The organism is Erysipelothrix piscisicarius (assembly GCF_003931795.1).
Classification (GTDB): domain Bacteria; phylum Bacillota_I; class Bacilli_A; order Erysipelotrichales; family Erysipelotrichaceae; genus Erysipelothrix; species Erysipelothrix piscisicarius.
Window position 1 is genome coordinate 1,268,079 of sequence record NZ_CP034234.1, and the last position, 26,347, is coordinate 1,294,425.

Genomic DNA, 26,347 nt, shown 5'->3' on the forward strand with positions numbered 1-26,347 from the left:
CCTCTATCCTTGTTTCATATCTTGATAATACATTAAAACCGATTTACGCGTAATAATTCCCATAAACTTATTACGGTCATCCACAACAGGAACAAAGTTTTGATCTAAGATCCGATCTAAAACATAACTCAGATCGACATCAATGGTCACGGGTGGATTCCAAGAATGACGCATAATATCTTTTAAATACCCTTCTTCAACATCTTTCATATCGGTAATTTTTTCATGAATTAAATACCAAAGAAAATCCCCTTCATTAATGGTTCCGTAAAATTGACCATCTTCTGTAATGACTGGCATTGCGGTATAACCATGAAATTTCATCTTTTCCAATGCTTGCCGCACACTAGCGGTATTGGTAATATAGCCAATCATCCGTTTGGGTTTTAATAAAAATGCAATACTTGTATAAGGTGCTTCATTTAAATGTTTTGAATTAATATTATTTAATGTTGTCATAGTCCCATCCTTTTACATGCTTATTTTACCATGACTTCCAAAGACGTCTGTCAAATCACATAACATTACACATTCCGCTTCAAGATTGCATCCATCCAAAGGGGTGCATACGCTGACGTACACCCCTTAGAAACTTTCATCTCTTTATAGACACCACATGCTTCACCAATCGCATACGCGCGATCCACAAATTCAGGATAGCCAAAGCCGATTCCACACAACGCACGATTCATCATCCATTGCGTTAAAGGTTGTGCCTGCTCTAATTGCATTTCAATTTCATCAAGAACATGTATGAGCTCATCCTTGGATTTTTGCTTACGTTTAATGGCATCCACGACAAAGGTCCAATACGCCCGACCAAGTCGATCTTCCGACTCACTCCTTAAGCGTTCAATCCCTCCATCTTTATCCTTTGAAAAAACAAGACAGCGAAAAATTAAATCTTCTTGAAGCGTCATGACGCGCACCTCATTTAAGAATTGAAACACCGTCGGTTCATCCAGTTTGTTGGGATCAAAAAGAAGCACAGCGAGCAATTGATAATCAATAATCCCTGACTTCCATAGGCATCGTGCCAACTCGTGTTCAAGCCCGATTTCTTTTGCCAGTTTACGGATAACGCCTAAAGGAATTCCCACCGTATTATCATCAGCGCCTTGTTTGATTAAAGTTTTACGACGACTCTCATTTTGAAAACGCTCCAAATCCAATACCACCGATTCATATGTCCATGATTTCATGCCATCACCTCTCTTCTCATTATAACGATGTATTCAACATTTGAAGCGTCAAACGACCATCACACCTTTCACTTGATTTATTTTTACAAAGACGTATGCTTATTAAAAAAGGAGTTTTTATGTCAAAAAATATGAAACGCATTCTAGTTGGTATCCTTTGTGTATGCTTGGGTTACCTTTACGTTCATGCACAAGCACCTTCCCTTACTAACTATACAGTGAAACATCAACCAGGGATGACACATGAAACCATGAATGCATGGCTCACAGGCTATATACAAGCGCATCAGTCACGATGGAATCAAAACAATCCGTTGATTGATTTTACGATTGAATCGTTGGAACCTGTTGAACCCATCGGCGAAGATGAAGGTTGGTTGATTTTTGACGTAACGTTTACCGTTGAAGCAGGAAGACGTCCGGACAAACTCTTTCAAACACTACCCCTTCAAAATAATAACCACTACACATACCACCTAATTCTATATATGAATGTTGAAAACAATGTACTTAAATACCAAAATGATATGACAGAAAAAACGTATCGGGAACAACACTTCCCTACGACACCCAGTTATGAATCCGATACGCAAGCATCGTTTTACGATGATCAAAATATGTTTCTCCGTATCCGTGAAAACGAAAACAAGCCTTGGATCGAAACACCCATCGCGTCTGCAGACTTCACAACATCCTCTCAAGGTCATTTCAAAAATGACAAACGAATATTCAGTTTTAAAAACCATCATGAAGTTTTATATCAAAAAGATGGGAATGTGATTGTGGGTGGAACGGTGGATGGTGGAACAACGTGGTCCTCAACAGCAATCTTTGATGAGCCGCCTTTATCCATCATTACGGCAGGCTATCTTGATTTTGCGGGCGAGACCGGGATACTCGCATTATCCAGTCATGTTGCATTAAACGCAGAAATTGTAAGTTATCATTATACCTTGGACAATGGCCAAACATGGACTTCACAACACATACCAAACTATACCCATAAGATTACGGATGCATCCCTAAGTGACTCTAAAACACTATGGGTAACCCAACCCAATTCACCACACCTTTATCGAAGTCTTGATTAGGGTGAAACATTTACTGAGGTTGCCTTACCCACTCAAACGCTCAACGATACATCAATTCGCTGGAATGATATCTTTATTCAAGCAACAGCACCACAACGCGTGGATCATCAACTCAAAGTCCGCATCACCCAAAATAACGGAGACTACCGTCAGAATGCCGATGCAATCTTTATCAGTAACGATAACGGTAATACCTGGAACTTTAGTGAATACATCATTCCTCAAAAAGTATTTTTCAAATAAAAAAGACACCCGGTATTCAAATACCGAGTGTCTTTTTAAAACATTATCCAAAGAATGTGAGGAGTAATCCTGCAGCAACTGCAGAACCAATTACACCTGCAACATTCGGACCCATTGCATGCATGAGTAAGAAGTTTGAAGGATCTGCTTTTTGCCCTTCAACTTGAACAACACGTGCTGCCATTGGAACCGCAGAAACCCCTGCAGCCCCAATCATTGGGTTAATCTTATCTTTTATAAAGAGATTCATTATTTTAGCAACAATAACCCCTGAAGCGGTTCCTACCGCAAAGGCTACAAGTCCTAAAGCAATGATCCCTAAAGTTTGTGTATTAAGGAAGGTTTCAGCATTCGCTGTCGCACCAACTGTCATTCCTAAGAAAATTGTGATGGTATACATCAATGGATTCTTAGCCGTTTCAACAAGATTTGGAACAACACCGACTTCTTTTATTAAGTTTCCAAACATCAACATCCCTACAAGAGGTGCTGCACTTGGAACAATTAAAGACACTAAGATCGTTACAACAATCGGGAAGAGAATTTTTTCTTTTTTAGACACTTCACGAAGTTGAACCATTTTAATTTCGCGCTCTTCTTTTGATGTTAGCGCACGAATAATAGGCGGTTGTATGACGGGTACAAGCGCCATATAGGAGTAAGAAGCAACAGCAATTGGACCTAATAGATGCGGTGCCAATTGGCTTGTTAAGTAGAGCGCTGTAGGTCCATCAGCGCCCCCAATAATTCCAATACTGGATGCTTCCATCACATTAAATCCAAGTGCAATCGCACCTAAAAACGCAAAGAAAATACCAAACTGTGCCGCAGCACCCAGGATTAAATTTTTAGGGTTTGATAGGAGTGGACCAAAATCAGTAGCCGCTCCAACCCCCATAAAAATCAGTGGTGGAAATAGACCAAGGTGAACCCCTTGATAAAGAAGGTTTAAGACACCCCCTTCTTCCATAACCCCTGATAACGGTAAGTTTGCAAGCAACATACCAAATGCAATAGGAATCAATAAATAAGGCTCATAGCCTTTTTTAATCGCAAGAAATAACAGTGTGCACGCGATTAGAATCATAATAAATTGTCCCAAAGTCATGGCCGCAAAACCCGTTTGATTAAGAAAATCAAATAGTATGTTTAACATATCTTAACCTCGGTAGGTCAACAAGTCTTGACCATTATCGACGACTTGTTTCTCAGAAACAAGCACTTGATCAATCACACCATCCTGATCGGCTACAATTTCATTTTCAAGTTTCATAGCTTCAATAACCATAACAGGTTGTCCTTTTGAAACGGATTGTCCCGGTTTCACAAGAACACTCAGTACTGAACCTTGAATGGGTGCTTTCAATGCAGAACCAGAACCGCTTGATGCGATGGGTGTTGAGGCTGTTGGCTCAAAATCTCCAACTTTTTCAATTTCAACCTCATAAACTTTTCCATCTACAGATACTTTATATTTTTCCATTCATATCTCCCTTCTACTTAACTCTCTTAATTGATTTAATACGAATATTTTGAGCTTCATTTCCTTGAGCTAAACAACTTACGACCAGTTTCGCAACCAGACGGTGTTCTTCATCGTTCTCGTCGACGCCATGTTGTATTGGCGCTTCCGGTTTATCAAATTTTGATAAAACTGCCGTAAAGCCTTGAAGTACAAGCGCTAAGAGTAAAAGAATTACAAATACGACAAGCATCGAAAATAAACTCACGGTTAATCCATCTAAAAATGTAAAGGTTGGAATCATATTGTTTCCCCTCCATCAAACATCTTAAACTCGATAACATCAGGACGTGCTTTCGGTTCTTCACCTTCTAAAATAGCATTTTGCGGGAAAAGAATATAGGATAATACTTCCTCTTCCAATGCTTCCCGTCCTAATTTCGCTTCTAGTTCGACTTTATTTGCTTCAAAGACACTTGGCATGGATTCCACAGGTTGCTTTTCAACACGTTTTTCATCCTTCAAAATAAGATTGATTACATCTTCATTAACTGGTCCTGGGAATGTGCCATAAAGTCCCATTGCATAGTCTTTAATCTCCTTAGGTACCATTTTATAACGTGTTCCTGTTAATACATTTAATACCGCTTGTGTCCCTACCATTTGTGAAAGTGGTGTTACTAACGGTGGGTAGCCCAAATCTTCACGAACTTTTGGAATTTCTTTAAGAACCTCTTCGTAACGATCGGATGCTCCTTGATCTTTTAACTGACTCATCAAATTACTGAGCATTCCGCCCGGTACTTGATAGGTTAAAATATTGGGATTAATCATTAATGCTTTCGCAGGATATTGACCACTTGCAATGTATTTAGTTGCAAGTTCATTTGCTTCTTCGTATGCGCCTTGTAAGGCTGTGTGTGTAATTGTTGTTTCACGATTTGTAACATGTGCTGTTTCAAGCAATGTTTCCAATGCGATATGGGATGTCCCATTTGAAAACGGTGAGATACAACCATCCACAATATCGACGCCTGCCTTCATCGCTTGTTCAAAAACAAGACTTGATAGACCGGTGGTTGCATGTGAATGAAGGTTAATTGGAACATTAAGTTCATCTTTTAAACGTTTTACAAGTTCAAAGGTAACGTCCGGTAATAAAATCCCTGCCATATCTTTGATACAAATAGAATCAGCTCCAGCATCTACCAATTGTTTTGCATATGTAACATAATAATCAATATTATGAACGGGACTTACCGTATAAGAAATTGCACCTTGACAGTGCCCACCATGTTTTTTTATAAAGTAAATTGCATTCTTAACATTTTCGATATCATTCAAAGCATCAAATACACGAATGATATCAATACCATTTTCAAGACTTAAACGAATAAAGCGTTCTAAAGTATCGTTATCATAATGGTGATATCCTACAATGTTTTGACCTCGTAACAACATTGAAAACGGTGTATTGGGTGCAACACGTTTCATATCTCTTAAATTTTGCCATGGACTGCGTTTAAAGAAACGAAGCGCACCATCAAATGTGGCCCCACCCCAAACTTCAAGTGCATTCAAACCAACTTTGTCCATCTCGGCTAAAATTTTAAGGATGTCTTCATGTTCCATACGGGTTGCAAGTAACGATTGATTTCCATCACGTACCGTTACATCATTAATTTTAATTGTTTGCATAGATTTCCTTTCTGAACTATTGGATTACGGAATGAAAGAGAGACTTTATAGCCTCTCTCTTTCCATCATTCATTACATAAAGATTGAGAATAATATGGATCCAATGATGAGCACGATCGCCCCACCCAGACGGGAGGATAATTGTGCGTAAGCCATAAGACCCATACGGTCTCCAGCTCCAAGAACAGCAAGGTCACCAGAACCTCCACGGTTTGCCATACATAAACCAGCTGTAATCGCTGCATCAATTGGGTAGAATCCTACAAACCAACCAACGATTGCGGAACCAAGTGTTGCACCTACAACAATTGCAAGAGCAAGAATGACATTACTGAATGATAATGCAGCTGCAAGTTCTCCAAGGTCTAAATCAACACCAACTCCAACCATGATAATTAATACAAGGTATTTTGAGAAGAATGATTGAAGACGTTTTGCACCTTCACGAATATTTTGAGGAACAACACCTGTTGCAGCTAAGATAACCACAAAGATAATCATGTAAGCAAGGTTATGAATCTTAACCCCAAAGATACTTGGTAAGATTAGTTTACTCATTAAGAATCCAAAACCAAAGCAAGCAAGACATAATACAAGTCCAGCAGCAACATCTTGAAGTGTTGGATCATATTTTTCATCTTCTTTAACAAGTTCTTCAGATTCATTACGTAAGATTGTATTCTTGTTTCCGGTTAAATTAGGACGTAATTCACCAAGACGGTCAAGTAATGATGCCATCATGATTGCAAAGATATTTGCGACTGTAAGAATAATGATTGCGAATTGGTAGTAGTTTTCACTTGGAAGACCCGTAACATCCGCATACATTTGTGATAGTGGGACTGCTCCACCACCATTACCACCACCCATTACAGGCAGAACGTAGTTTAAGATAATATCTTGTGGTGCTTTTCCAAATAGAAGTCCCACAACAGCTGCAAGTAAGAATGCGCCTAACAGCCCTCCAAGGATTGCAGGAATGTACCCTACAAAACTCTTAAGTAAAACTTTACGATCAAGTGATAAAACACTACCAGTAATTAATACAATAATAAATAAGTTTAAGAAGTTTACTTTTTCTGTAAAGTTTCCAATTGATTCGACATATACTTCTGGAAGAATGTTGAAGTATACCATTGCGGATGTTCCCAAGAACGCAAGAACAATTCCTCCCCCAACATATTTATTCCAAATTGGGATACGTTTTCCAATTTCATAAAGTGGAATACCGATTGTAAACATAACTAATAATGTTGCTGGCATATCGGTTCCGAAGGTTTCTGTAAAAATTCCAAGTGCACCGATTGCAAGGATTGCTAGCATAATTGGCCATTGAATCCCGTAAAACTTAAGTTGTTTTTTCTCTGACATAATGTCCCCCTAGATGTTTTTTACTTGACGAATCACGTCAATAAGTGTTCCATCGCGATATTCTACTAATGCTACGACTTTATCCTCAAACTCAATGTCTGCAGGTTCCCCTACAATGTCGTAAGCCATATCACGCAACGCTTCAATTGTAACTAATGGTAAATCTGTTTTCTTTAGTGCTTCAAGAATATCAGGTCTTGCTGGATTAACCGCAACCCCATAATCGGTAACAAGAATATCAACACTTTCTCCTGGTGTTGTTACGGATGTTACAGATGTACGTACAGTCGCCAAACGACCACGAACTAATGGTGAAACAATAATACAGCACTTCGCACCTGCTGATGTATCAACATGGCCACCTGGTGCTCCTTGAATGGTTCCATCGGAACCAACAACAACGTTAACGTTGAAATCAACGTCAATTTCAAGTGCTCCTAGAATTACATAATCTAATTTATTAACATATGCACCTTTATTTAAAGGGTTTGCATATTCTGAAGTTGAAATTTCAAAATGATTTGGTGTTTCATGCACTGATTCAACACTTGCGATATCAAAATCTTGTGTATCTGCAATTGCATGAATATAACCTTCTTTAAGCATATCAACCATTGGTTTAACGATACCACCTAAAGCAAAACTCATTTTAATATCTTGTTCTTGCATCGGTTGTTTTAAGAATTGTGTTACCGCTAAACTTGCACCACCAGCTCCAGTTTGGAAGGAGAAGCCGTCTTTAAACCATGGCGTGTTTACAACACATTTGGTTGCATATTCTGCAACCATTAATTCTCGTGGATCTTGTGTCATACGAATTGCATTTCCTGCAATTTTTGATGAGTCTCCAACTTTATCAACCTCAACAACATAATCTACATCAATTCCTTTAATTGAATATGGATTATTTGGGTAAGGTACAAGCGTATCTGTAATCACGACAACTTTATCAGCACAACGTGCATCCACATCAGAGTAGCTAAGAACACCACAATCTGCTTTTCCACCTTTACCCGAAGCGTTTCCGTATACATCACTTGTTGGTGCCCCAATAAAGGCAACATCAATTTTAACTTGTCCGGTTTCAATAGCGCGAACGCGACCACCATGTGAACGAATTAATGCTGGATTCTTAAGTTTTCCGGCAGAAATTGCATCCCCAATTTCATCACGAACACCTGAAGATGAAATGGTTGTAATCGTACCATCTTCAATTAATGGAACAATTGAAGCATGTGCTTTCCCTAAAGAAGAAGCGCAAAGATAGAGATCCTTAATTCCCATATCTTTAATTACTTCAAAGACCATTGCCGCAATGTAATCACCATTTCTAAAGTGGTGATGGAATGAAATACACATACCATCTTTAAGCCCTACTTTTTCAATGGCTTCACGAATGGAAGCTAAAACTTTTGAATCATGTGGGTCTACTTGAGCTTTAATGGTTGGTGCAGCTTTTGTATACTCATAATTATCACGATAATATTGACCTTGGAAGGCTTCAACACCATCTACTAGAAATTCATCAGGAATTATACGATTTACTTTGTTTTTCATATTAAATCCCCCTTATATACGCCTGCTGCTTGTGCGAGTTCAAGGGTACGTTTCGCCCCTTCAACATGGGCAACGTCAACCATTTGTCCATCAACAATAAGAACTCCAATACCTTTGGCAGCACTTTCCTTAACACCTTCTACAATATGTAGAGCATGTTCAATTTCTTTTTGTGTTGGTGTAAAGACTTTATGGATTGTTGCAATTTGTCTTGGTGATATAATTGACTTCCCATCAAATCCCATGTCTTTAACCAATCGTGTTTCTTTTTCAAGACTCTCAAAATCACTTAAATCTGTATGAACCGTGTCAAATGCCATGATTCCCGCTGCACGTGCCGAGATCACAAGCATTGATCGAGCCATGAAAAGCTCTTCCCCAGTTTTTGTACGTGTAGCGCGCATTGTACGGGTAAAGTCTCCAGCACTTAATGCAACCCCCATCGTACGTGGGCTCGCTGTACAAATTTCATAAGCGTTGATCACTCCAAGTGGTGATTCAATGGCTGCCATTAACATTGTTGATCCCACTTCACGACCAAATTCTTTTTCTGCTTCCGCCATTAAGCGTTCCACATCATAGATTTCTTCTTTCGTTTCGGTCATCGGTAAACGAATCCCTTCACATCCTCCAGCAATTGCTGCACGAATATCTTCATGATAATACGGCGTTGTTGCGGGATTAATACGAACCCAACGTTCCACACCATGATAATCTACTGATTTTAATGTATGGTAGAGTTGAACACGTGCTGAATCTTTTTCACTTTCCGATACCGCATCTTCTAAGTCTAAAATGACACAATCTGGCTTGTAAACATAAACATCCTTCACAAGTGAAGCACGTTGTGCATTTAAGAACATCATCGTACGTCTAATTCTATTTTTCATAATTTAGACCCCCAAGGTAGGTTCTCTACTGTATCGCTTGCACGAAGAACAGCAGTTTGTACGCGTGCTTTGATTGTACAATCTAAAGCACCTTGATCTTGAACGACAATTTTCGCATCCTTGACTTCCAATGTGTCTAAGACTTCATGAACCGTTTCAAGAATCTGAGCGCCATATTGTTTAATGACACTACTGTTTAATTCTACAGAGACTCCATCTGTAGAAGGTTCCACCATAACTTGTACATCACTTGATTCCAATGTACCAGCTATTGCGCTGTGTTTTATTTCCATCTCTTTTCCTTCCTCCTATATCACAAACATCACACTTGTAACATAGGTTCCTGTACTTAATTAATACCATATGGCAAACGCTTACATCAAGGGTTCAGGTCCTTAAAGAACATTCAAAAAACACTTATGAAACAATTCTTTGGTATGCTATTATTGAATTGTGAAGAAAAGGAGATTATTATGATTAAAAAACTCTATATTAAATCCAATCCACGGGTAAAGGAAGAATGGTTAAACCTTTTAATGCAAGAGGGCATCCGAGAAGAGTCTACATTAGAAGAGACATACGGATATTATAATGATGCGGATGAATTGATTGCGACCGCATCACGTTATCAAAATGTCATTAAATGTGTTGCTGTTGACGCCACCCATCAAGGGGGTTCCTTGTTTAATGAAATTATTTCTCATGTCATGAACCAAAATGTTCAGGAAGGTTATTTTAAACATTATGTTTACACAAAACATGGGTGTAAGAAAGGGTTTGAGTATTTGGGATTCCATGAAATTGAATCGGTAGATCATACCTTAGTTTTTATGGAAAAAGCCATCACCGGATTTGATGCTTTTATTAAAAATCTTGAATCAATAAACCAAAACAAACCCAACACGGCTGCAATCGTGATGAATGCAAACCCATTCACTCTGGGCCATCAATTTCTCCTAGAAAAAGCTGCTTCAGAAAGTTCCTTTGTTTATGTATTTGTTTTAAGTGAAGAAATGAGTGCTTTTAAAGCAGCCCAACGCATTGAACTTGTACGTCAAGGAACATCTCACCTTGATAATGTAAAAGTGCTGCCTACTGAGAATTATATGGTTTCCAGTGCAACCTTCCCCTCTTATTTCTTGAAAGAAGATGATGATGTAACCTTTGTGCAAGCACGCCTTGATGCACGTGTATTTGCCCATCACATTGCTCCAGCCCTAAACATTACGAAGCGCTATGTTGGCTCCGAGCCCTTCTCAAATGCCACAAACCTCTATAATGAAGCGTTGCAAGCAGAGTTTAAGGGAAAACGTGATTTAGAGATCATCGATCGCATCGGAAATGATGAGAGTATTATTTCCGCAACCAAAGTACGATCACTGCTTGCAGAAGGAAACCTTGAAGCGGTTCAAAAATTTGTACCTAAAACAACTTACGCCTTCTTTGAAAGCGACGAAGGAAAACAGGTAATCGCCTCCTTAAAAGGAGCGCTGTGAATGAATGAGGTTTCGTTAGAAGCAATGCTGACAGCGCGCGAAAAACGCGCTCAAACCATCCAAGCGTTGAAACAACAATTCCCAAATCAAACCATAATTAGTTTTAAACTCAATATACCTGGTCCCATAAAATCAACGCCCGATTATCAATGGGCATTCAAACAAGGTCTCATTGAACTCGACCAGATTGCAACGTGTTATGAGTGCCAACTTAATAATCATACCGGACCTGAAGCGTATTATATGAGTCATCTTGGACCCGATTCAGTCAAGAAAAGCATGGTTATGATTGAGGATACACATCCTCTTGGTCGTCTTTTTGATCTTGATGTTGATGGTAAAAGTCGTAAAGATCTTGGACTTCAACCGCGAAAATGTCTTATTTGCGATGATGACGCGCATGCTTGCAGTCGCAGTCGCAAACATACGTTAGAACCGGTAGTCGAGACGATAAACTTGCGCATTAAACATGCAATGAAGAACCAATAAACACTGAAAAAACACCCTATTGTAAACTCTTGGTCTTTTAAAGTTTACAATAGGGTGTTTTTATGTTAATCTTCAATCGCAAAGGAGGATTCTATGAAAACCAAAACAGTCCTTGATTTACTCATTGAAAACCAACATTCATTTATAAGCGGTGAACAGATTGGTGACATGCTGCATATGACGCGTGCTAACGTATGGAAAGAAGTAGATAAGTTACGAAAAAAAGGCTATACCATTCATTCAGTTCGTAATAAAGGGTATCAATATGTTCATAATGCCAACAATTTATCCAGCGCTGCAATCCGTACACATTTAAATCATAGTTTTATTGGAGACATTCACTGTTACGACAGTACCCCTCCCACAAACGCACTTGCAAAAGAAATGATTCCCGAAGGTTTTAAAGAACCGTTTCTAATTGCAACCGACCATCAAAGCGAAGGACGGGGACGTCGGGGACGCTCTTTTTATTCTCCATCCAAAAACGGTATCTACATGAGTCTGGCTTTTGTACCGACATTGACCCTTGAAGATACTCAACTAATCACGATAATTGCAGCACTTGCGGTTAAAGAAGCATCAAGTACGCTTTACCATCTTCACGTTGATATTAAATGGCTTAACGATATCTACGTGCATGGAAAAAAACTTGCAGGAATACTCACCGAGGGTGAAATCATCCTCGAAAGCAATCAATACCGTTATTTAATTCTTGGCATTGGCCTGAATGTATTCCATGACCCAAACCTTCCTGCGGACCTTAATGAGATTTATACATCACTCGATCAATACGTCAACACAGACATTGATCGCAATAAACTCATTGCAACCATCACGGACCGTTTTTTTAGCCTCTACGCTGATTTCCCTCAAAATCGTCAAACCATCATCGACGACTATCGCGCATCATGTTTTATCATCAATCATTATATTTATATCAATCAAGACCTCTCTGAGCGTTTTTGGGTCAAGGATATTGATGAAAAAGGACAACTTATTGTTTGTGACGAATCCCAAAATATCCGCACCTTAAACTCAGGAGAAGTAAGTATTCAAGGAGAAACATATTATGAACGTTAAAGATCTTGCACTCTCATCCCTATTTTCTGTATTTATTATCATTGGATCGATGATTAAAGTTCCAATTCCATATGTACCCTTTACATTGCAAGTCCTTGCGATTTGCTTAAGCGCCTTGCTATTAACACGTAAACAATCCGTCATGGCGATTTTAATTTATATTATGATGGGGCTCATTGGATTACCCGTATTTGCAGGGGGAATGTCTGGCCCAAATATCGTGATGTCACCAACATTTGGGTTTATTCTAGGATTTATTCCAATGGTCTATGTGATTAACACCCTCTACCATAAATTGCCTAAGAATCGTCGTTTTATCGCCTTCGTATCTGGAGAAATCATTCTTTATACTTTGGCTCTTCCAATTCTTTATTTTAATCTTAAAACGTATCACGGTATTACATTACCCATATCAAAATTATTTATTTCATATTGTTTAATGTTTGTTCCTACCGATGTTTTATCCATGACAGTCAGTGCATTCATTACATCCCGTATGCCTGAACACATAAAAAACAAAAAGGATGCCTAATCAGCATCCTTTAATCTTTGGTCTCGATACATTTGAATAAAAATACTTAGTGCAAGCAAATCAGCCGTTCCACCAGGGCTTAAATTCCGTTCGATAAATGCATGATTCATCTGTATTAGGTGCGCATCTAAATCGTTATAATCGCAATGTGCCAAGAATTTACCGTACTCCAACCCTTCAATCCCCCCACGCTTTACCATATTCGTATCATTATTGGATCGCATTAAGGCCAGGAGGGCTTTCTTTCGAGCAACCTCTTGATCATCTTCAGAATCTAAAATTGGTAGTGCAACTTCAAACACATGCGGAATGCCCATCTCTACCTCGCCACGAATGCCGGTAAAGCCATAATCTCGAAACATCCGTTCTCCATGCGTCCTAAATGATGTAAGCGAGGATAATTCAGCTTCCACAAGACCTGCCGTCATGGCTTGAATTCCTTCACGAAGTGTCTTTAAATCAGGTGTTTTGAGATAAGCAATGGCAGCAATGACCACACCATAGAGAAAATTAGCGCCTTTGTGCGTATTGACATTTGAGGTTGCATCAAACATTGCTCTCTCATTTTCAATACCAACCTTTCGAATCACATTGAACAGTTCTGGAAGCGAACCTTGATGCTGCAATCCTGCATCAAAATACGCTTCAAAGCCAGGAACGAGTGCAAAACAACTCTCTATAAACATATTATAATCCATATCGTCATGTGATCCTGAATCTAGAGGATCCACCAACCCTGGTTTCGGATACAAACTGACTTCTAAAATTAATGACTTTAACGCAAGTAAGACAATTTTATTTTTTTTCATATTGTAATTGACGGTCCATTTCTAAGAGAATAAAATCTCGAGATTCTAAGAGATGTTCCGTAATCACCATTTGAACTTGTTCAACATCATTGTTTTTTAAACATCTAAAAATAAGGCGGTGCTCATGCAGCGCTTTAGCACGGCGGCTATCTGCTTTTAATGAAATATCTCGGAAGCGAATGATATAATCTCGAAGACGATTTTGAATCGTCTCCAATCGAGGCATTTCCGCAAATCGGTAAATCATCGTGTTAAACTCTTTCGACATCTCAATAACCTTTTCCACGTCACCAACCGCTTGTGCAGCTTCTGTTTCAATCAGCAATGCTTCCATAACCGCTTCACGTTCTGGTGTCATAAGACGCATCGCATTTGTTGTTGCTAAGATATCTAAAGCAGTACGTATCTGGTAAATCTCGTAAACATCCTCATGGGTAAAGGTTGTAACCACAATACCGTAATTTGGCACATATTGAACAATTTCTTCATTTTGAATGCGGTGCAGCGCTTCCCGAATTGGTGTACGACTTACATTCAACGCTTGTGCGTAATGCTTCTCATTAATCCGTTCCCCCATTGGAATCACTCCATGAATGATTGCAGATCGCAATCCTTCATAAATGATCTGATTTAAGGGAAGATTCTGATTTAAATCAATCATACCAATGACATCACTCATATAATCTCTCATCATTACCTCCTTCTATTCAAATCGCTATTTAAGTCCATTATATGAAGAAAGAACTCAAATGTATACATTATAAACACTTAAAAAAACACTATGAAATCCGTGTGCAATTCGTGTGTCTTATGACCGAAGATTCCATTCATTTTTATTATACCCTAAGATTTTAGACCAAAAAGTGAAAAATTCGTATATATTCATGATATCTTTAGGATTTAGATGTATATTGATCTCTAACAAACAAAAAAAAACACCTAAGATTTGGAGTTGTCAAACAAAAGTAGACATTAATAAAAGACTAGAAACCCTTATCCATTTTATATTGGATAGGGGTTTTGTAATTTAAACAGTAAGCAGGTCTTTCAAAATTGAAATAATGTACATATTCTTCGATAAAATTTTCAAAGTTATCTACGGACCAGTATTGATAATCACACACCATTTCTGCTTTAATCCATCCATTTAATGATTCGATAATTGGATTATCTGTAGGTGTTCCAGCTCGCGACATAGATCTAATTATGTTATAATTTTCATGCGCTTTAGCGAAAGCTTTAGAGTGGTAGACAGCTCCTTGATCTGTGTGAAGAATCGTGGGAGCTGTTTTTTTATTATCCTTAAGTAGCGCAAGGAGATCCTCGAGACACTTGTAGTAAGGCTTAGGATCACCAGTTGTACGCGATAATGCAGAACTGATAATTTCATTGTTAAAGGTATCAACCATTAAAGTCCATTCATAATTAATCCCTTTGTTTCGAATATGTGTCATATCTGAAACAATAATTTCTAAAGGTTTGGTTGCCTCCATTGATTCTTTATAATATTAGGATAAATTCGACTTTGTGTTCCAGGTTTTATAGGAATAGTGTTTAACTTTTGATTTAATCTTTAAAACTTGCAACACTTGTGGATTAAATTATCGGAAAATTCAATCCTAAATCACTTTGCTTTCTCATGACTGCAGCGATATCATGATAACCATAACTTGGAAAACGGCGATGCCAGTCTTTAATCACAAAGCTAAGAATCGCTCTTTTGTTCATAAATATTGAGATCATTCTTATGCTTTAACCACTTGTAATAACCAGATCGGTTCAAATTCATAAATCTAAGAATGAACGTAATCGGATGTTTAAAAGATAAGTCATGTGCTATTTGGAATTCTTGTCTTTAAAGTAACGAACTCCTTGTTTACACCAACTCCTTTCACCTGGTACCTTTTTAATCGTGCAATCTCAATATCTCGTTTTAGAATTTCGAGTTGAAGTCGTTCGATCTCAGTTAATGATTTACTCGTATGAAGCGCAGAAAATGATTTCCTGTCTTTTCTTGTTTTAAACCTCTTACCATCACGCATGAATCGATCAATCCAACCATTAATCGTTCCTTTAGGACTTGTGATAGTTTCGCAGCACTTATATGTTCATCAATATGACGTGTAACGACTTTAATACGATCCTCATAAGTCCATTTATTATTTAATCCACCTTTGGGTCTTCCCATCATTAATACCTCCGTTTTATCTCTGATTTTATTATTACACAAAAAAGTAGACAAGTCTTTTTTACTTGTCTACTTTTAGTTTACTACTCCATAAGATTCAGGTGTTTTTTTGTTTATCTAAGTGATAATAGATAAAATTTTTAGTTAACACGGTTTGCGGTTGTGCCTGTTTCGAGAATTTCAAGCACAGATGTTAAAGCAAATTCCATAATATTACGCACAGAAACATCTGTATAGTGAGCAATATGTGGTGTGAATAAGATTTTTTCGTGATTCAAGACTTCTAAGAATAGTTCATCTTCGATTGTTTGATTTGAGAAATCTTTCGGAATAAATGGACTTTCATTTTCGTAAGTGTCCAATGCAGCACCTGCAAGGTGTCCTTGGTCAAGCGCTTCAATAAGTGCTTTGGTATCTACAACTGATCCGCGAGCAGCATTAATGAAGTATGCATTTGGCTTAAATTTACGGAACATTTCCGCATTAAATTGATGATGGTTGTCTTTTGTTGCAGGAACATGAAGGCTCACAACATCTGACATTGAAACAAGTTCTTCTACTGAATCAACATAAGTAACAAATTGTTTTGCTTCATCATTTTGATATACATCAAAAGCAACAACACGTGCACCAAAAGCGCTGAATAATTCTGCTGATTTACGGCCAATATGACCTGTACCAACAACCCCTACCGTCATTTCTTTTAGAAGACCAGCACGGATTTGTGGTTGCCAACGGAAATCGTGTTGACGTGTTTTTTCCTCAATCACGCGAAGTTTACGAATTAAGCTTAATGCTGAAGTCACACTAAATTCCGCAATGGACTCTGGTGAATAACTCGGAACGTTTGTAATGATTAAGCCATTCTCTGTCGCTAAATCAAGATCATAGTAATCAAAACCTGCACTACGTTGTGCAATTTGTTTAATTCCGTATCCTTTAGAATTGAATACATTTCTGGCTCTAATGCAGTATTTTGGCTTGTTGAGAGACCATCAAACCCTTCAACCATATGGATGTTATCCATTGATAATTGACCTTCTGCCATGGTTACTTCAACGTTGTTACGTTTAGCCCAATCAAGTGTGAGTTCGCGTTCTTCTTCACGAACATTAAAGACGATAAATTTATACATTATGTTTACTCCTTCTCTTAACTATTTGCTTGAATTAAATGTAAAGATTTCATTTTTGTAAAGATCCATTTTTGTAAAGATCGTATGGGTAACCATAGCAATCCCTAATGGAACAACAAGATATTGCACAAGTAAGACAACAATACGTACAACAGGTGTTGCTGTCATAAAGCTATAAGCATTAATTGGACCCGCAAGTCCTGTTATACCAAAGCCAGCGGATGCTGTTGTACCTTGAATTTGGAAAATATAAGCAACAACACCGGTTACTGCCGCATTAATAGCAATTGGTAAAGACATAATCGGATTTTTTAAATAGTTAGGCATAAGCATCTTTGGACCTGCAAAGAAGAGTGCAAATGTTGTCCCTTTGTTATTTACCTTTGATGAACCATAAGCAAGTGTAAATACTGTTGCTGCGATTCCTACGTTTGCTACACCGGAACCAAGACCAGCTAGTGAAATTGCATATGCAATTGCAACTGTTGAGAGTGGTGTCACAATAATTAACGCGAAACATACTGCAATTAAGATCATCATTAAGAGTGGTTGTAACGTTGTAAAGTTTGCAATTAATGATCCTAATAAACCTGTGATCTTACCCACGTAAGGTAATGTTAATAAACCGATAAATCCAGGAATCACCCCACCAAGAATTGGTGTAATAACGATTGCAAGATTTGGAATCCGGTTGTTATACCAACGAATGATCATGATTGCAACTGCAACTGTAATCATCGTATTGATTAAATCACCGGTACCTTTTAATACCCATGCACCTTCAACAAGACGTGCAGCACCACTACCAATAAATGCAGCTCCAATAACTGAAGCCATTTGTAGACCATTTAGTTTAAATTCAAGAGATGAGAACATCCCTACTAAAACAGGAACTGTAAATTGGATTGCAAATACAATCCCCGCAAGTGTTGCAAATACTGCAAAGTGGCTTCCGAGAGCCTTAAAGATTTCTCCAAAAATTGCATTTGGAATCAATCCAACAACGATCCCCATCGCTGCTCCTTGTAAAATCTTATTCATAAAATCTTTGGAATTCATTTTCTCCATAATTTCCCCTTCTAAGTTGTGAATCAACTAACAACTAGTGTAAAGTGATATTATCATGCAGTAAAATGACTGTCAATCGGCTCTCTACACATTCTTAATTTTATATATTCTAATCAAATTTCGTCATTTTTAAACAAAAGGACCAAAAAGCCACTCTTTAGTTAATCAAACGATTACTTTTTCGATTCTGCGGTTATATTTCCCCGTTTTTCTTTGCTTTGAACCGACGTAGTTTGTGAATTAATTCGTTTAATGTACAACTTTTATCGTTAAATCGTTAACTTTAGATTTGCAGAGGATATAAAAAAAACTCATCGTAAGACGACGAGTTTTTTTTATATTCATGAATGCATTCTAAGAAATGCGTTCCATAAAGTTCCAATTTTTTCTTCCCAACACCTTTTATAGATAGAAATTGTTCTGGATTTCGCGGCATTAAACTGCACATATCAATTAACGAAACATCTGAAAAAATAACAAACGGTGGTACGCCGCGTTGATCTGCGAATTTTTTACGAATTGATTTAAGTGCTTGAAGCAATTCGGTATCCACTTCATGAATTGTTGACCGCGCCTCAATGTGTTGATTATCTTTCGGTAGACGAATGCTTAAGACGTTTCGTTCCATTAAAAACAACTTTCCTTTGGCCGTAATTTTTAGGATGTTATATTGATCCGTAAGTCGTTGGACATAACCGACATCAATTAATCCTTGAATGATCATTTCAAGCTGTGCTTTTGAATGCGCCCGCATAATTCCATAAGTGCTGAGTTTGTCCAATTCTAAATCCATGATCCGTTTTATTTTTGATCCTCTTAAGACATCAATGACTAAGCTTGAGCCATAACGTTCATCCATCCGTAGAATACACGACATAATTTTCTGCGCCTCAATGGTCACATCAACTTGCTTATAATGGTTTAAGCAGTTAAAGCATTGATTACATTCCATGGGTGCTGGTTCATCAAAATAGGTCATGAGTTTATAGCGAAGACATTGGGTTGTTTTACTGTAGTCGACCATTTGTGACAAGCGTTCATTTGCACGTTTTTTGATTACTGTAAGATATTCGAGATCTTCGTGACTTTCATCGAGTTGTTCGATAAAAAATTGATTTGTACGAATATCTTTACCATTATAAAGCAAAATACATGTGGCAGGTTGCCCATCCCGTCCTGCACGGCCGGCTTCCTGGTAATAGCCTTCCAATTCTTTCGGCATATTATGATGAATCACAAAACGAACATTAGACTTATCAATACCCATACCAAAAGCATTAGTTGCGACCATCACTTGAATATTTTCTTGAATAAACGCATCTTGGTTTTGAATACGGGTTGCACTGTCCATCCCTCCATGATATCCGAGTGCCGAAATATCATGACTTCTTAAAAGTTGCGTAACAGTTTCAACTTCATTGCGCGTTTGACAGTAAACAATCCCAGAATCCGTGGTTTTTTTACATATATCGAGAATAAACTTCTTTTTATCCGCATCGCTTAATTCTCGTGTTTGAAAGAATAAATTTGGGCGATCAAAAGACTGAATGGTTTCAAGGGGTTTTGAGAGTTTGAGGTTAATCTTGATTTCTTCGCATACGCGTTCGGTTGCAGTTGCGGTAAAAGCCGTGACAACAGGCCGTGGATGGATCATTTCGATAAATTTTGGAATATCGAGATATTGCGGTCTAAAATCATTGCCCCATTGTGAAACACAGTGTGCCTCATCAATCGAAACTTGAGAAATTGTAATCTTTTGAGCTAATGCACGAAATCGTTGTGTTAATAATTGTTCCGGTGCGACGTAAATGAGTTTGTAATGATGTGCCCATGCACGTTCATAAACCAATTGTTTTTGATGGTCATTTAAAGAACTGTTAATGTAGGCAGATGGAATCCCCATCAGATTTAGAGCATTCACTTGATCTTTCATCAGTGAAATTAATGGTGATACAACAATAGTAATTCCTTCCATCATTACTGCCGGCACTTGATAACACAAAGACTTGCCTCCACCAGTAGGCATTAATGCTAATACATCTTGACCACTTAAAATAGCCTCAATAATGGCTTCTTGGCCACTTCGGAAAGCATCAAACCCAAAATAATCTTTTAAAACATGGTATGTGTTCATGATGCCTCCTCTTTACCTTAAACTGAAAGCAGTACCTCACGATGTTCTTTTTCAAATGCATCTAAGATTACACGTGCCTCATCTGTCGTTTTGGTATCCATTAATGCAGTTCTTAAATCATTTGCACCCTTAAATTCTCGAATATAGATCTTCAAGAAGCGGTGTAAGGGTTTTGATAAACCAGGTTCTTGTGCTGAATACAGATCGTATTGATCAAGATGATAACGGAAAAGATCAAGAAGTTCTTTCGCACTATGATCTTGTGGTTCTTTTTCAAAAGCAAATGGATTATGAAAAATACCCCGTCCAATCATCACGCCATCGACACCGTATTGATCTGCAAGGTCTTTACCCATTTGATAATCCATAATATCACCATTAATTGTAATTAAGGTGTCCGGAGCAATCGCATCACGTAGTTTTAAAATTTCAGGAATCAGCTCCCAATGAGCATCAACCTTGCTCATTTCCGTCTTTGTTCGAAGATGAATCGACAAATTCGCAATATCTTGACGTAAGACATGTGCAATCCATGTTTTATACTCTTGAACATCGCGATGTCCTAATCGTGTTTTCACACTTACTGGAAGACCGCCTGCCTTTGCGGCTTGGATAATTTCAGAGGCTACATCCGGTCGTAAAATCAAACCCGAACCTCGACCATGTTTAAAAACATTGGGTGCAGGACAGCCCATATTGATGTCGATCCTTGAAATCCCATTTCTGCCAATCCAAAACTCATATCACGAAAATAATCAGGGTTATCACCCCAAATATGTGCAACAATTGGCTGTTCATCCTCAGTGAAAAGCAAACGACCGCGTAGACTTTCACGGCCTTTCGCATGGAAATAACTCTCACTATTCGTAAATTCCGTGAAATAAACATCGGGTTGTGCTGCTTTTGCTACAACATGACGAAATACCACATCCGTAACATCTTCCATCGGTGCTAGTATAAAAAAAGGTTTTGGTAATGTCTTCCAAAAATTATGTGTCATGATTTTTCCTCGCTTCATATCTTACTCATTTTTTTAGAGCCTTTGTGACTTATTGTCCCATTTTTTAATCATTTTTTCAACACATATAAATCGTCGCTTCCCATAAAAAAAGACCTAAGCGTCGCTTAGGTCTTAAAATAATTCAATTGATTTATTTTCGTTTGCGTTTTAGAACCATTAATACCGTTCCTGCAACCATGAGTCCCAAACTGATTCCCCGTAATGGTAACGCAGATACTCCAGTACTAGGGAGTAATGGTTTATGTGGTTTACCCGGTTCTGGCGGATTTATCGGTGTAATAGGAATGGTTGGTTCATCAGGTGTTTTAACGGGAACTTTCACGGACGTTTCAATTTCCTCAAACGGATTTGAAACCGTTGCAGTATTCACAAATTCCTCGACACCTTCGAGATTGGACATTGCAGTAACCTCAAAGGTTAACGTTAATTCATCAAAACCACCAAGATTTACAATTATCCCCTCGACTAAGTCCGAAACGCATAAGGAGGTATCCCCTACAAGCGTTGAGGTGACCGGTTCATCATTTAGATTTTTAAACGAATAATTGAAGACAACTTGATCTAGATGATCCTTTTCTTGAATGATATTTATGATATCTTTTAAATTATCACGAATAATTGTTTTATATGACATGACATTCGACTGATTTCGAACGTGAATTGTATACGTCAAGCCCTCATTCTCTTCCACAAAATCATCCCTGTTAGTTTCCGTAACAAGCTTTTCAAGATCAAGTTTTGGAAGATCTACAGGCACCTCAATTTCAGTAGTAGGAACATCATTTACAGTCGCAATATTTGGAATCATCGGGAACCCGGATTCATTCACATTAGGTATGGTGCTGACATCTAGTGTTGGTTTTAATGTCACGGTAAACACCAATTCCACAAGTTCTTGATCATCAAGATTCGCAAGAACAATTCCTTGAATTAAATCCGCAAGTGTATAGGTATTGCCTTGTGTCGATACGACACTTACCGCTTCAGGTTTTTCTTCAATGACATCAAGAAGCGCAGTCATCGGATCAATAACATAAACATTCTTAGCAGCCATCGGACCTTTATTTAAAATTCCTATTGTATACGTTACCGTATCGCCAGGTTCAGCAAGATGTTTGTCATCTTCAATTTCTGCTTTTTTATAAATGCTTAATCCTGTATTCCCCGCAAAGATAATGGCCGTCGCATCAACTGTTTCATAGATATTTTTAGCAGTCACTTTATTCACAAGTGATCCTGAAGCTAATGCGCTAAGATCATCCAATGCTGTTACACTAAAGGTTAGTGTTATGGACTCTTGTGAGCCAAGATGCGCTTTAAATCCATCTACGAGATTTTGGAGCGTTAAGTCTGTTCCGTCATCAAGCGTTGAAACAATGGGTTTTCCTTCTAAATGATTAAATACATAACTTACCGAAACATTAGAAAGCGCAGTTTTTTCTTTAATCGAATCCAGTACATCTGTAAAAGGATCTTGAATGGTTACACCATGGGCATAACCGAGTCCTATATTGGTAACTTCAATCGTATACGTGAAGGTTTCATTTTGAGTCACCCAACCGTTTTCATCTGCATCCAGTACACTTTTTTCTATTTTAAGTTTTGGTAATTCAACTGGAATTTCCACTTCAGGAGATGGATCAAAATTTGCATAGGCAACATTATAAAGTACAGGATTTCCCGCTTCATTATGATGGGTGATCGTTGAAAGATCTAAGGTCGCTTTTAAATATACCGTAAAATTGAGTTCCGCGGTTTTACCGGGATCAAGGCGTACAAGATAAATCCCGCTCATCAGTTCCGCTAAAGAATGGGTCGATGTTACGCCATCGTGGATCATCGTTACAACCACATCTTCCGGACGTTCCGCAATGAAGGGTGCTACCCCATCAAAATCGTCCATGATTTCAACATTATAAGCGGGTGCATTTCCGTCATTTTTTACTACAATCTCATAAGTAAAGGCTTCACCTTGACTTACAGCACCGCTTAGATCATCATCTGTAACTTTTTTATGGATGATTAAGACACTGGATCCAATTGGAATGGATGTGGATGAATCTTTAAGTTCTTCCTCATGTTTTGCGAAGGCTTTGTTTCTGAGCAGTTCGCCTTCCAATTCATCGATCGTTGTTACTTTAAAGCGAAGGGTAACCCGATCCCCCGCACTGAGTTTAACCTCAACGCCTTTATTTTTATCTGTTAATGTTTCAAGGGTTAATGGTTCTGTCGTAATGAGACTTGATGTCGCTGTATTCCCATCGGCTCGATCAAAAACAGCTTCAACTGTTACACTTCCTAAGCTCTCTTTTTCTTTAATACTATTTAGAATTTCTTTGAGTTCATCATAAATAACGACAGAATCAAGCACAGTTTGTTTCGTATTCTCAACTTCAATTTCATACTCAATTGCTTCACCAGGACTTACAATCCCATTCACTTCATGACCACGATCAATCGGTAATCCTAAGTTTTTTACTCGCTTCACAATTTCAAATCCCGACTCACCCGTGAGAATAAATGCACTGTCGTCATTTTCATATTCCGTGGTAACGATTTGCCCTTGTTCATTTAACTCATCAATATCCCAATAAACATGAGCGGTGTTGTCAAGATGAGGGGGTGCTGGAATGGAATTGATGTTCGCATTTGCGGTAAAGGTTAAGGTAATCTCAACCTCATCTTGGATTGCGCCCGAACTATTTAGAGGCAGCATGCCTGTAAATTCTAGACCGCCTCCCATTAACGATGCAATCGTATGACCTGGAACCGCCACATTGTTTCGCTTAACCTCAATGGGACCATCACCAACTGTTACGTAGTTTTGAACTTCAGTTAGAAGATCCTTTATTTTCATATCACTCATAACACTGCCTTCATTATGAGCTTTAATGGTATAGGTAAACACTTCTCCCGGTGTCAAAATTAAATCACCGGTATCATCAACAACCTCTTTAGTGATTTGAAAGTATGGATTGAGACCTGGAATTTCACGATCAATTTCTACCGGTGAAAGTAATTTTTCGTACGTCCACTCATGAATGTATGCGATATCCCCAAAGGATTTTCCTTGTCCACTGTTTGCGCCAAAGAAAGGTCCATTTCCTTCAAGTTGACCATCAACACTACGATAAATACAGTCATTACCATAGCGCCATTTAAAACTACCATTAGACTCTGTCCCTGCAGTCGCGTCCATTTGACCTTCAAATGGACCACAACCACTAACGATACGATCATTTACAGGACGATGATCCCAATAAACTACATCTGCATTCGTTATCGGACGCATTAAACCATTAATACGTTCAATTGTAATACCCGAACGCAAGTCTTCAATATCATACCCTACAAAATGGATCTCACCACTTCGATCTATATCTGAGAAAATATGGACCGTTTGAGTAATTGGAACGGGAACACCCAGTCCATTCAAACCATCCCAACTCAGTGTAACAGGTTGCCCACTTCGGTAAATCGTACTTAAAGTCACATCGACATCATCATCGTAGGATCCATTATTGTTGGTATCTACCTTTACTTCCACAAGTCCTTCATAGTTATTAATATCAACACGCACATCAACAGCTTGTGTATCATGAGATGTACGACTGTAGGTCATACTTACAAATTCAGGAAGCTTGATTTCTTGAGTTAGCCATGTCGATTCACCATCTGCATAGGTTGCGGTTTCAGGCATATCGTCATCCGGAACACTTGCAAAGAGTTTATAATTTGTTACTCGACTTGAACAATCCGAATCATCGGCTGCTAAGATATAATTGGGAATCCCAAATGCCTCATCCTTAAAAGCAATACCACCTTTTTTTAAGGCACTTTCATAGATTGGAGCACAAGCACTATCGGACTCCTCAACCAAACCTGCAGCATCACTTGTAATGAGAGAATCTTGACCGTTAAATCCATACAGCGATTGTTTGTAAATATAGCCGTCAATCATCATATGATAAAACACAAAATCTTCAAAAATATTTGCATTTTGAGTCAATTCAATCTGTTCAGACCATGTTCGCCCTAAAGCACTCGTTCCATCTGCTTTTAGAATATGGAAACGATAGCGTGCTGTTATGTTTTTTGTCTTCGGTATAGTAAAACGATAAATCCCCGAAGCGGGAGCTTTCAGCCAGTGATTTTCATTGGTTGCATCAAATTTATTGACCTCAGGATTTCCAGCTAAGGCATCCTCAGTCACTTCACGAGCATCACCAACATCAAACATCGTTTGATTTGACCCTGCATTTGCCGGTGTATTATTAATCGCTACAAATTTCAACGATTTTGAAACGCCCGGGCCCTCCAGGGTATAGTCCAAGTTATGTTTATTATTAATCCCTGACTTACGAATAAAGGTCCATTCGATTGCAAGGCTTTCACCCGCATTTAAATAGACATCAAATTTTGTATTGAATGCATTTGAAAAAGTATCAAAAACACTCACATCGCCTGGATTCATGCGCGTAATCGAATCCGAAGGCGTATCTTTTTGGACTGCATCTTCTTTAGACTTTGTTTCGCGTTCGGTTTAACTTCCGGTGAATGCGCATCCTCATCATTTTCATGAGAAACTCCATTGTCGATGTGTTCCGTTTCAATCACATCACCGTCCAAAAGTTCATCATCTGAATCTTCATCACTTGGTGTTTCAGTTGGAACGACGACCTCTTCTTGAATTTCATTTATAAGTTGATCATCTTCCTTAATACCTTATGTCACTGCGTTCACACCTATGCTGGATAATACCATCATTCCAACAAGTGTGAATAACATCAAACGACGTTTTCCATTTTTAATTTTATTCATGACATCCTCCTACCCCATAATCGGTTTTAGACACAAATTTTTATAGAATTCGTTGAAAGC

General features: G+C 38.3%; 28 protein-coding genes. 6 read left to right on the top strand and 22 right to left on the bottom strand.

All coding sequences use genetic code 11. The annotated features are described in order from the left end of the window. Window positions 1-3: 3 nt before the first annotated feature. Window positions 4-459: a CBS domain-containing protein gene (locus EEI45_RS06315; protein ID WP_125164577.1), complete on the bottom strand. Its 456-nt coding sequence runs from the start codon at window positions 457-459 to the stop codon at window positions 4-6. Between the two features lie 65 nt (window positions 460-524). Next, window positions 525-1,202: a DNA alkylation repair protein gene (locus EEI45_RS06320; protein ID WP_125164578.1), complete on the bottom strand. Its 678-nt coding sequence runs from the start codon at window positions 1,200-1,202 to the stop codon at window positions 525-527. Window positions 1,203-1,321: 119 nt separating this feature from the next. Between EEI45_RS06320 and EEI45_RS06325 the strand changes: the two genes are divergently transcribed. Together EEI45_RS06325 and EEI45_RS09445 are read left to right on the top strand one after the other, a co-directional pair. Further along, the gene (locus EEI45_RS06325) at window positions 1,322-2,293 is read left to right on the top strand and encodes a WD40/YVTN/BNR-like repeat-containing protein (protein WP_228410271.1); all 972 of its coding nucleotides are present in this window, start codon (window positions 1,322-1,324) and stop codon (window positions 2,291-2,293) included. 99 nt (window positions 2,294-2,392) lie between these two features. After that, the gene (locus EEI45_RS09445; RefSeq protein WP_228410272.1) at window positions 2,393-2,536 is read left to right on the top strand and encodes a hypothetical protein; all 144 of its coding nucleotides are present in this window, start codon (window positions 2,393-2,395) and stop codon (window positions 2,534-2,536) included. 43 nt (window positions 2,537-2,579) lie between these two features. Here EEI45_RS09445 and EEI45_RS06330 read toward each other — a convergent pair whose 3' ends face one another. The 8 genes from EEI45_RS06330 to citD all read right to left on the bottom strand — a co-directional run bounded on the left by EEI45_RS06330 (window position 2,580) and on the right by citD (window position 9,807). Further along, a complete protein-coding gene (locus tag EEI45_RS06330) occupies window positions 2,580-3,692 on the bottom strand; it encodes a sodium ion-translocating decarboxylase subunit beta (protein WP_125164579.1) in 1,113 nt (370 codons plus the stop codon). A gap of 3 nt (window positions 3,693-3,695) precedes the next feature. Beyond that, window positions 3,696-4,019 carry a biotin/lipoyl-containing protein gene (locus EEI45_RS06335; RefSeq protein ID WP_125164580.1) on the bottom strand — a complete coding sequence of 108 codons (324 nt, stop codon included), beginning with the start codon at window positions 4,017-4,019 and terminating at the stop codon, window positions 3,696-3,698. 13 nt (window positions 4,020-4,032) lie between these two features. Further along, window positions 4,033-4,302 (bottom strand): OadG family transporter subunit, encoded by a 270-nt coding sequence (locus EEI45_RS06340; protein ID WP_125164581.1) that lies wholly within the window; start codon window positions 4,300-4,302, stop codon window positions 4,033-4,035. Beyond that, window positions 4,299-5,696, bottom strand: a complete 1,398-nt coding sequence (locus EEI45_RS06345; protein WP_125164582.1) for a pyruvate carboxylase subunit B — start codon at window positions 5,694-5,696, stop codon at window positions 4,299-4,301. Before EEI45_RS06345 ends, EEI45_RS06340 begins: the two co-directional genes overlap by 4 nt. A 72-nt stretch (window positions 5,697-5,768) precedes the next feature. Then, entirely contained in the window at window positions 5,769-7,067 is a 1,299-nt protein-coding gene (locus tag EEI45_RS06350; RefSeq protein ID WP_125164583.1) for a 2-hydroxycarboxylate transporter family protein, read from the bottom strand. Window positions 7,068-7,076: 9 nt separating this feature from the next. Next, window positions 7,077-8,624: a citrate lyase subunit alpha gene (gene citF / locus EEI45_RS06355; protein WP_125164584.1), complete on the bottom strand. Its 1,548-nt coding sequence runs from the start codon at window positions 8,622-8,624 to the stop codon at window positions 7,077-7,079. Then, window positions 8,621-9,514: an aldolase/citrate lyase family protein gene (locus EEI45_RS06360; protein WP_125164585.1), complete on the bottom strand. Its 894-nt coding sequence runs from the start codon at window positions 9,512-9,514 to the stop codon at window positions 8,621-8,623. The genes citF and EEI45_RS06360 overlap by 4 nt, the downstream gene beginning before the upstream one ends. Continuing rightward, window positions 9,511-9,807, bottom strand: coding sequence for a citrate lyase acyl carrier protein (gene citD, locus EEI45_RS06365; RefSeq protein ID WP_125164586.1), 297 nt, complete (start codon window positions 9,805-9,807; stop codon window positions 9,511-9,513). Before citD ends, EEI45_RS06360 begins: the two co-directional genes overlap by 4 nt. A gap of 180 nt (window positions 9,808-9,987) precedes the next feature. Here citD and citC point away from each other — a divergent pair, with 180 nt between their 5' ends. The 4 genes from citC to EEI45_RS06385 all read left to right on the top strand — a co-directional run bounded on the left by citC (window position 9,988) and on the right by EEI45_RS06385 (window position 13,111). Beyond that, window positions 9,988-11,010: a [citrate (pro-3S)-lyase] ligase gene (gene citC / locus EEI45_RS06370; protein ID WP_125164587.1), complete on the top strand. Its 1,023-nt coding sequence runs from the start codon at window positions 9,988-9,990 to the stop codon at window positions 11,008-11,010. Then, window positions 11,011-11,499, top strand: coding sequence for a citrate lyase holo-[acyl-carrier protein] synthase (gene citX / locus EEI45_RS06375; protein WP_125164588.1), 489 nt, complete (start codon window positions 11,011-11,013; stop codon window positions 11,497-11,499). A gap of 93 nt (window positions 11,500-11,592) precedes the next feature. Continuing rightward, window positions 11,593-12,579, top strand: coding sequence for a biotin--[acetyl-CoA-carboxylase] ligase (locus tag EEI45_RS06380; RefSeq protein ID WP_125164589.1), 987 nt, complete (start codon window positions 11,593-11,595; stop codon window positions 12,577-12,579). Beyond that, window positions 12,569-13,111 (top strand): biotin transporter BioY, encoded by a 543-nt coding sequence (locus EEI45_RS06385; protein WP_125164590.1) that lies wholly within the window; start codon window positions 12,569-12,571, stop codon window positions 13,109-13,111. Before EEI45_RS06380 ends, EEI45_RS06385 begins: the two co-directional genes overlap by 11 nt. Here EEI45_RS06385 and citG read toward each other — a convergent pair. The 12 genes from citG to EEI45_RS06435 form a co-directional block, all read right to left on the bottom strand. Next, window positions 13,108-13,920 (bottom strand): triphosphoribosyl-dephospho-CoA synthase CitG, encoded by an 813-nt coding sequence (gene citG, locus EEI45_RS06390; RefSeq protein ID WP_125164591.1) that lies wholly within the window; start codon window positions 13,918-13,920, stop codon window positions 13,108-13,110. The two genes, EEI45_RS06385 and citG, sit on opposite strands and share 4 nt — an antisense overlap. Next, window positions 13,907-14,611: a GntR family transcriptional regulator gene (locus EEI45_RS06395; RefSeq protein ID WP_125164592.1), complete on the bottom strand. Its 705-nt coding sequence runs from the start codon at window positions 14,609-14,611 to the stop codon at window positions 13,907-13,909. The genes citG and EEI45_RS06395 overlap by 14 nt, the downstream gene beginning before the upstream one ends. 292 nt (window positions 14,612-14,903) lie before the next feature. After that, window positions 14,904-15,413, bottom strand: a complete 510-nt coding sequence (locus EEI45_RS06400; RefSeq protein ID WP_228410273.1) for a DDE-type integrase/transposase/recombinase — start codon at window positions 15,411-15,413, stop codon at window positions 14,904-14,906. Between the two features lie 103 nt (window positions 15,414-15,516). Beyond that, complete coding sequence (locus EEI45_RS09970; RefSeq protein ID WP_267128110.1) at window positions 15,517-15,648, bottom strand: hypothetical protein; 132 nt, start codon at window positions 15,646-15,648, stop codon at window positions 15,517-15,519. A gap of 238 nt (window positions 15,649-15,886) precedes the next feature. Continuing rightward, complete coding sequence (locus tag EEI45_RS06410) at window positions 15,887-16,111, bottom strand: spermidine/putrescine ABC transporter (RefSeq protein ID WP_125164594.1); 225 nt, start codon at window positions 16,109-16,111, stop codon at window positions 15,887-15,889. Window positions 16,112-16,248: 137 nt separating this feature from the next. Next, on the bottom strand, window positions 16,249-17,076 hold the full coding sequence (locus EEI45_RS06415; RefSeq protein ID WP_228410586.1) for a D-2-hydroxyacid dehydrogenase: 828 nt from the start codon (window positions 17,074-17,076) through the stop codon (window positions 16,249-16,251). Next, window positions 16,983-17,243 (bottom strand): hypothetical protein, encoded by a 261-nt coding sequence (locus EEI45_RS09450; protein ID WP_228410274.1) that lies wholly within the window; start codon window positions 17,241-17,243, stop codon window positions 16,983-16,985. The genes EEI45_RS06415 and EEI45_RS09450 overlap by 94 nt, the downstream gene beginning before the upstream one ends. 21 nt (window positions 17,244-17,264) lie before the next feature. Next, window positions 17,265-18,311 (bottom strand): PTS transporter subunit IIC, encoded by a 1,047-nt coding sequence (locus tag EEI45_RS06420; protein WP_125164595.1) that lies wholly within the window; start codon window positions 18,309-18,311, stop codon window positions 17,265-17,267. Between the two features lie 283 nt (window positions 18,312-18,594). After that, complete coding sequence (recQ, locus tag EEI45_RS06425; protein WP_125164596.1) at window positions 18,595-20,445, bottom strand: DNA helicase RecQ; 1,851 nt, start codon at window positions 20,443-20,445, stop codon at window positions 18,595-18,597. A gap of 17 nt (window positions 20,446-20,462) precedes the next feature. Continuing rightward, window positions 20,463-21,140 (bottom strand): tRNA dihydrouridine synthase, encoded by a 678-nt coding sequence (locus tag EEI45_RS06430; RefSeq protein WP_267128111.1) that lies wholly within the window; start codon window positions 21,138-21,140, stop codon window positions 20,463-20,465. Then, window positions 21,089-21,463 carry a tRNA-dihydrouridine synthase gene (locus EEI45_RS09975; protein ID WP_267128112.1) on the bottom strand — a complete coding sequence of 125 codons (375 nt, stop codon included), beginning with the start codon at window positions 21,461-21,463 and terminating at the stop codon, window positions 21,089-21,091. Before EEI45_RS09975 ends, EEI45_RS06430 begins: the two co-directional genes overlap by 52 nt. 133 nt (window positions 21,464-21,596) lie before the next feature. Beyond that, entirely contained in the window at window positions 21,597-25,940 is a 4,344-nt protein-coding gene (locus tag EEI45_RS06435) for a DUF11 domain-containing protein (protein ID WP_125164597.1), read from the bottom strand. Window positions 25,941-26,347: the final 407 nt, after the last annotated feature.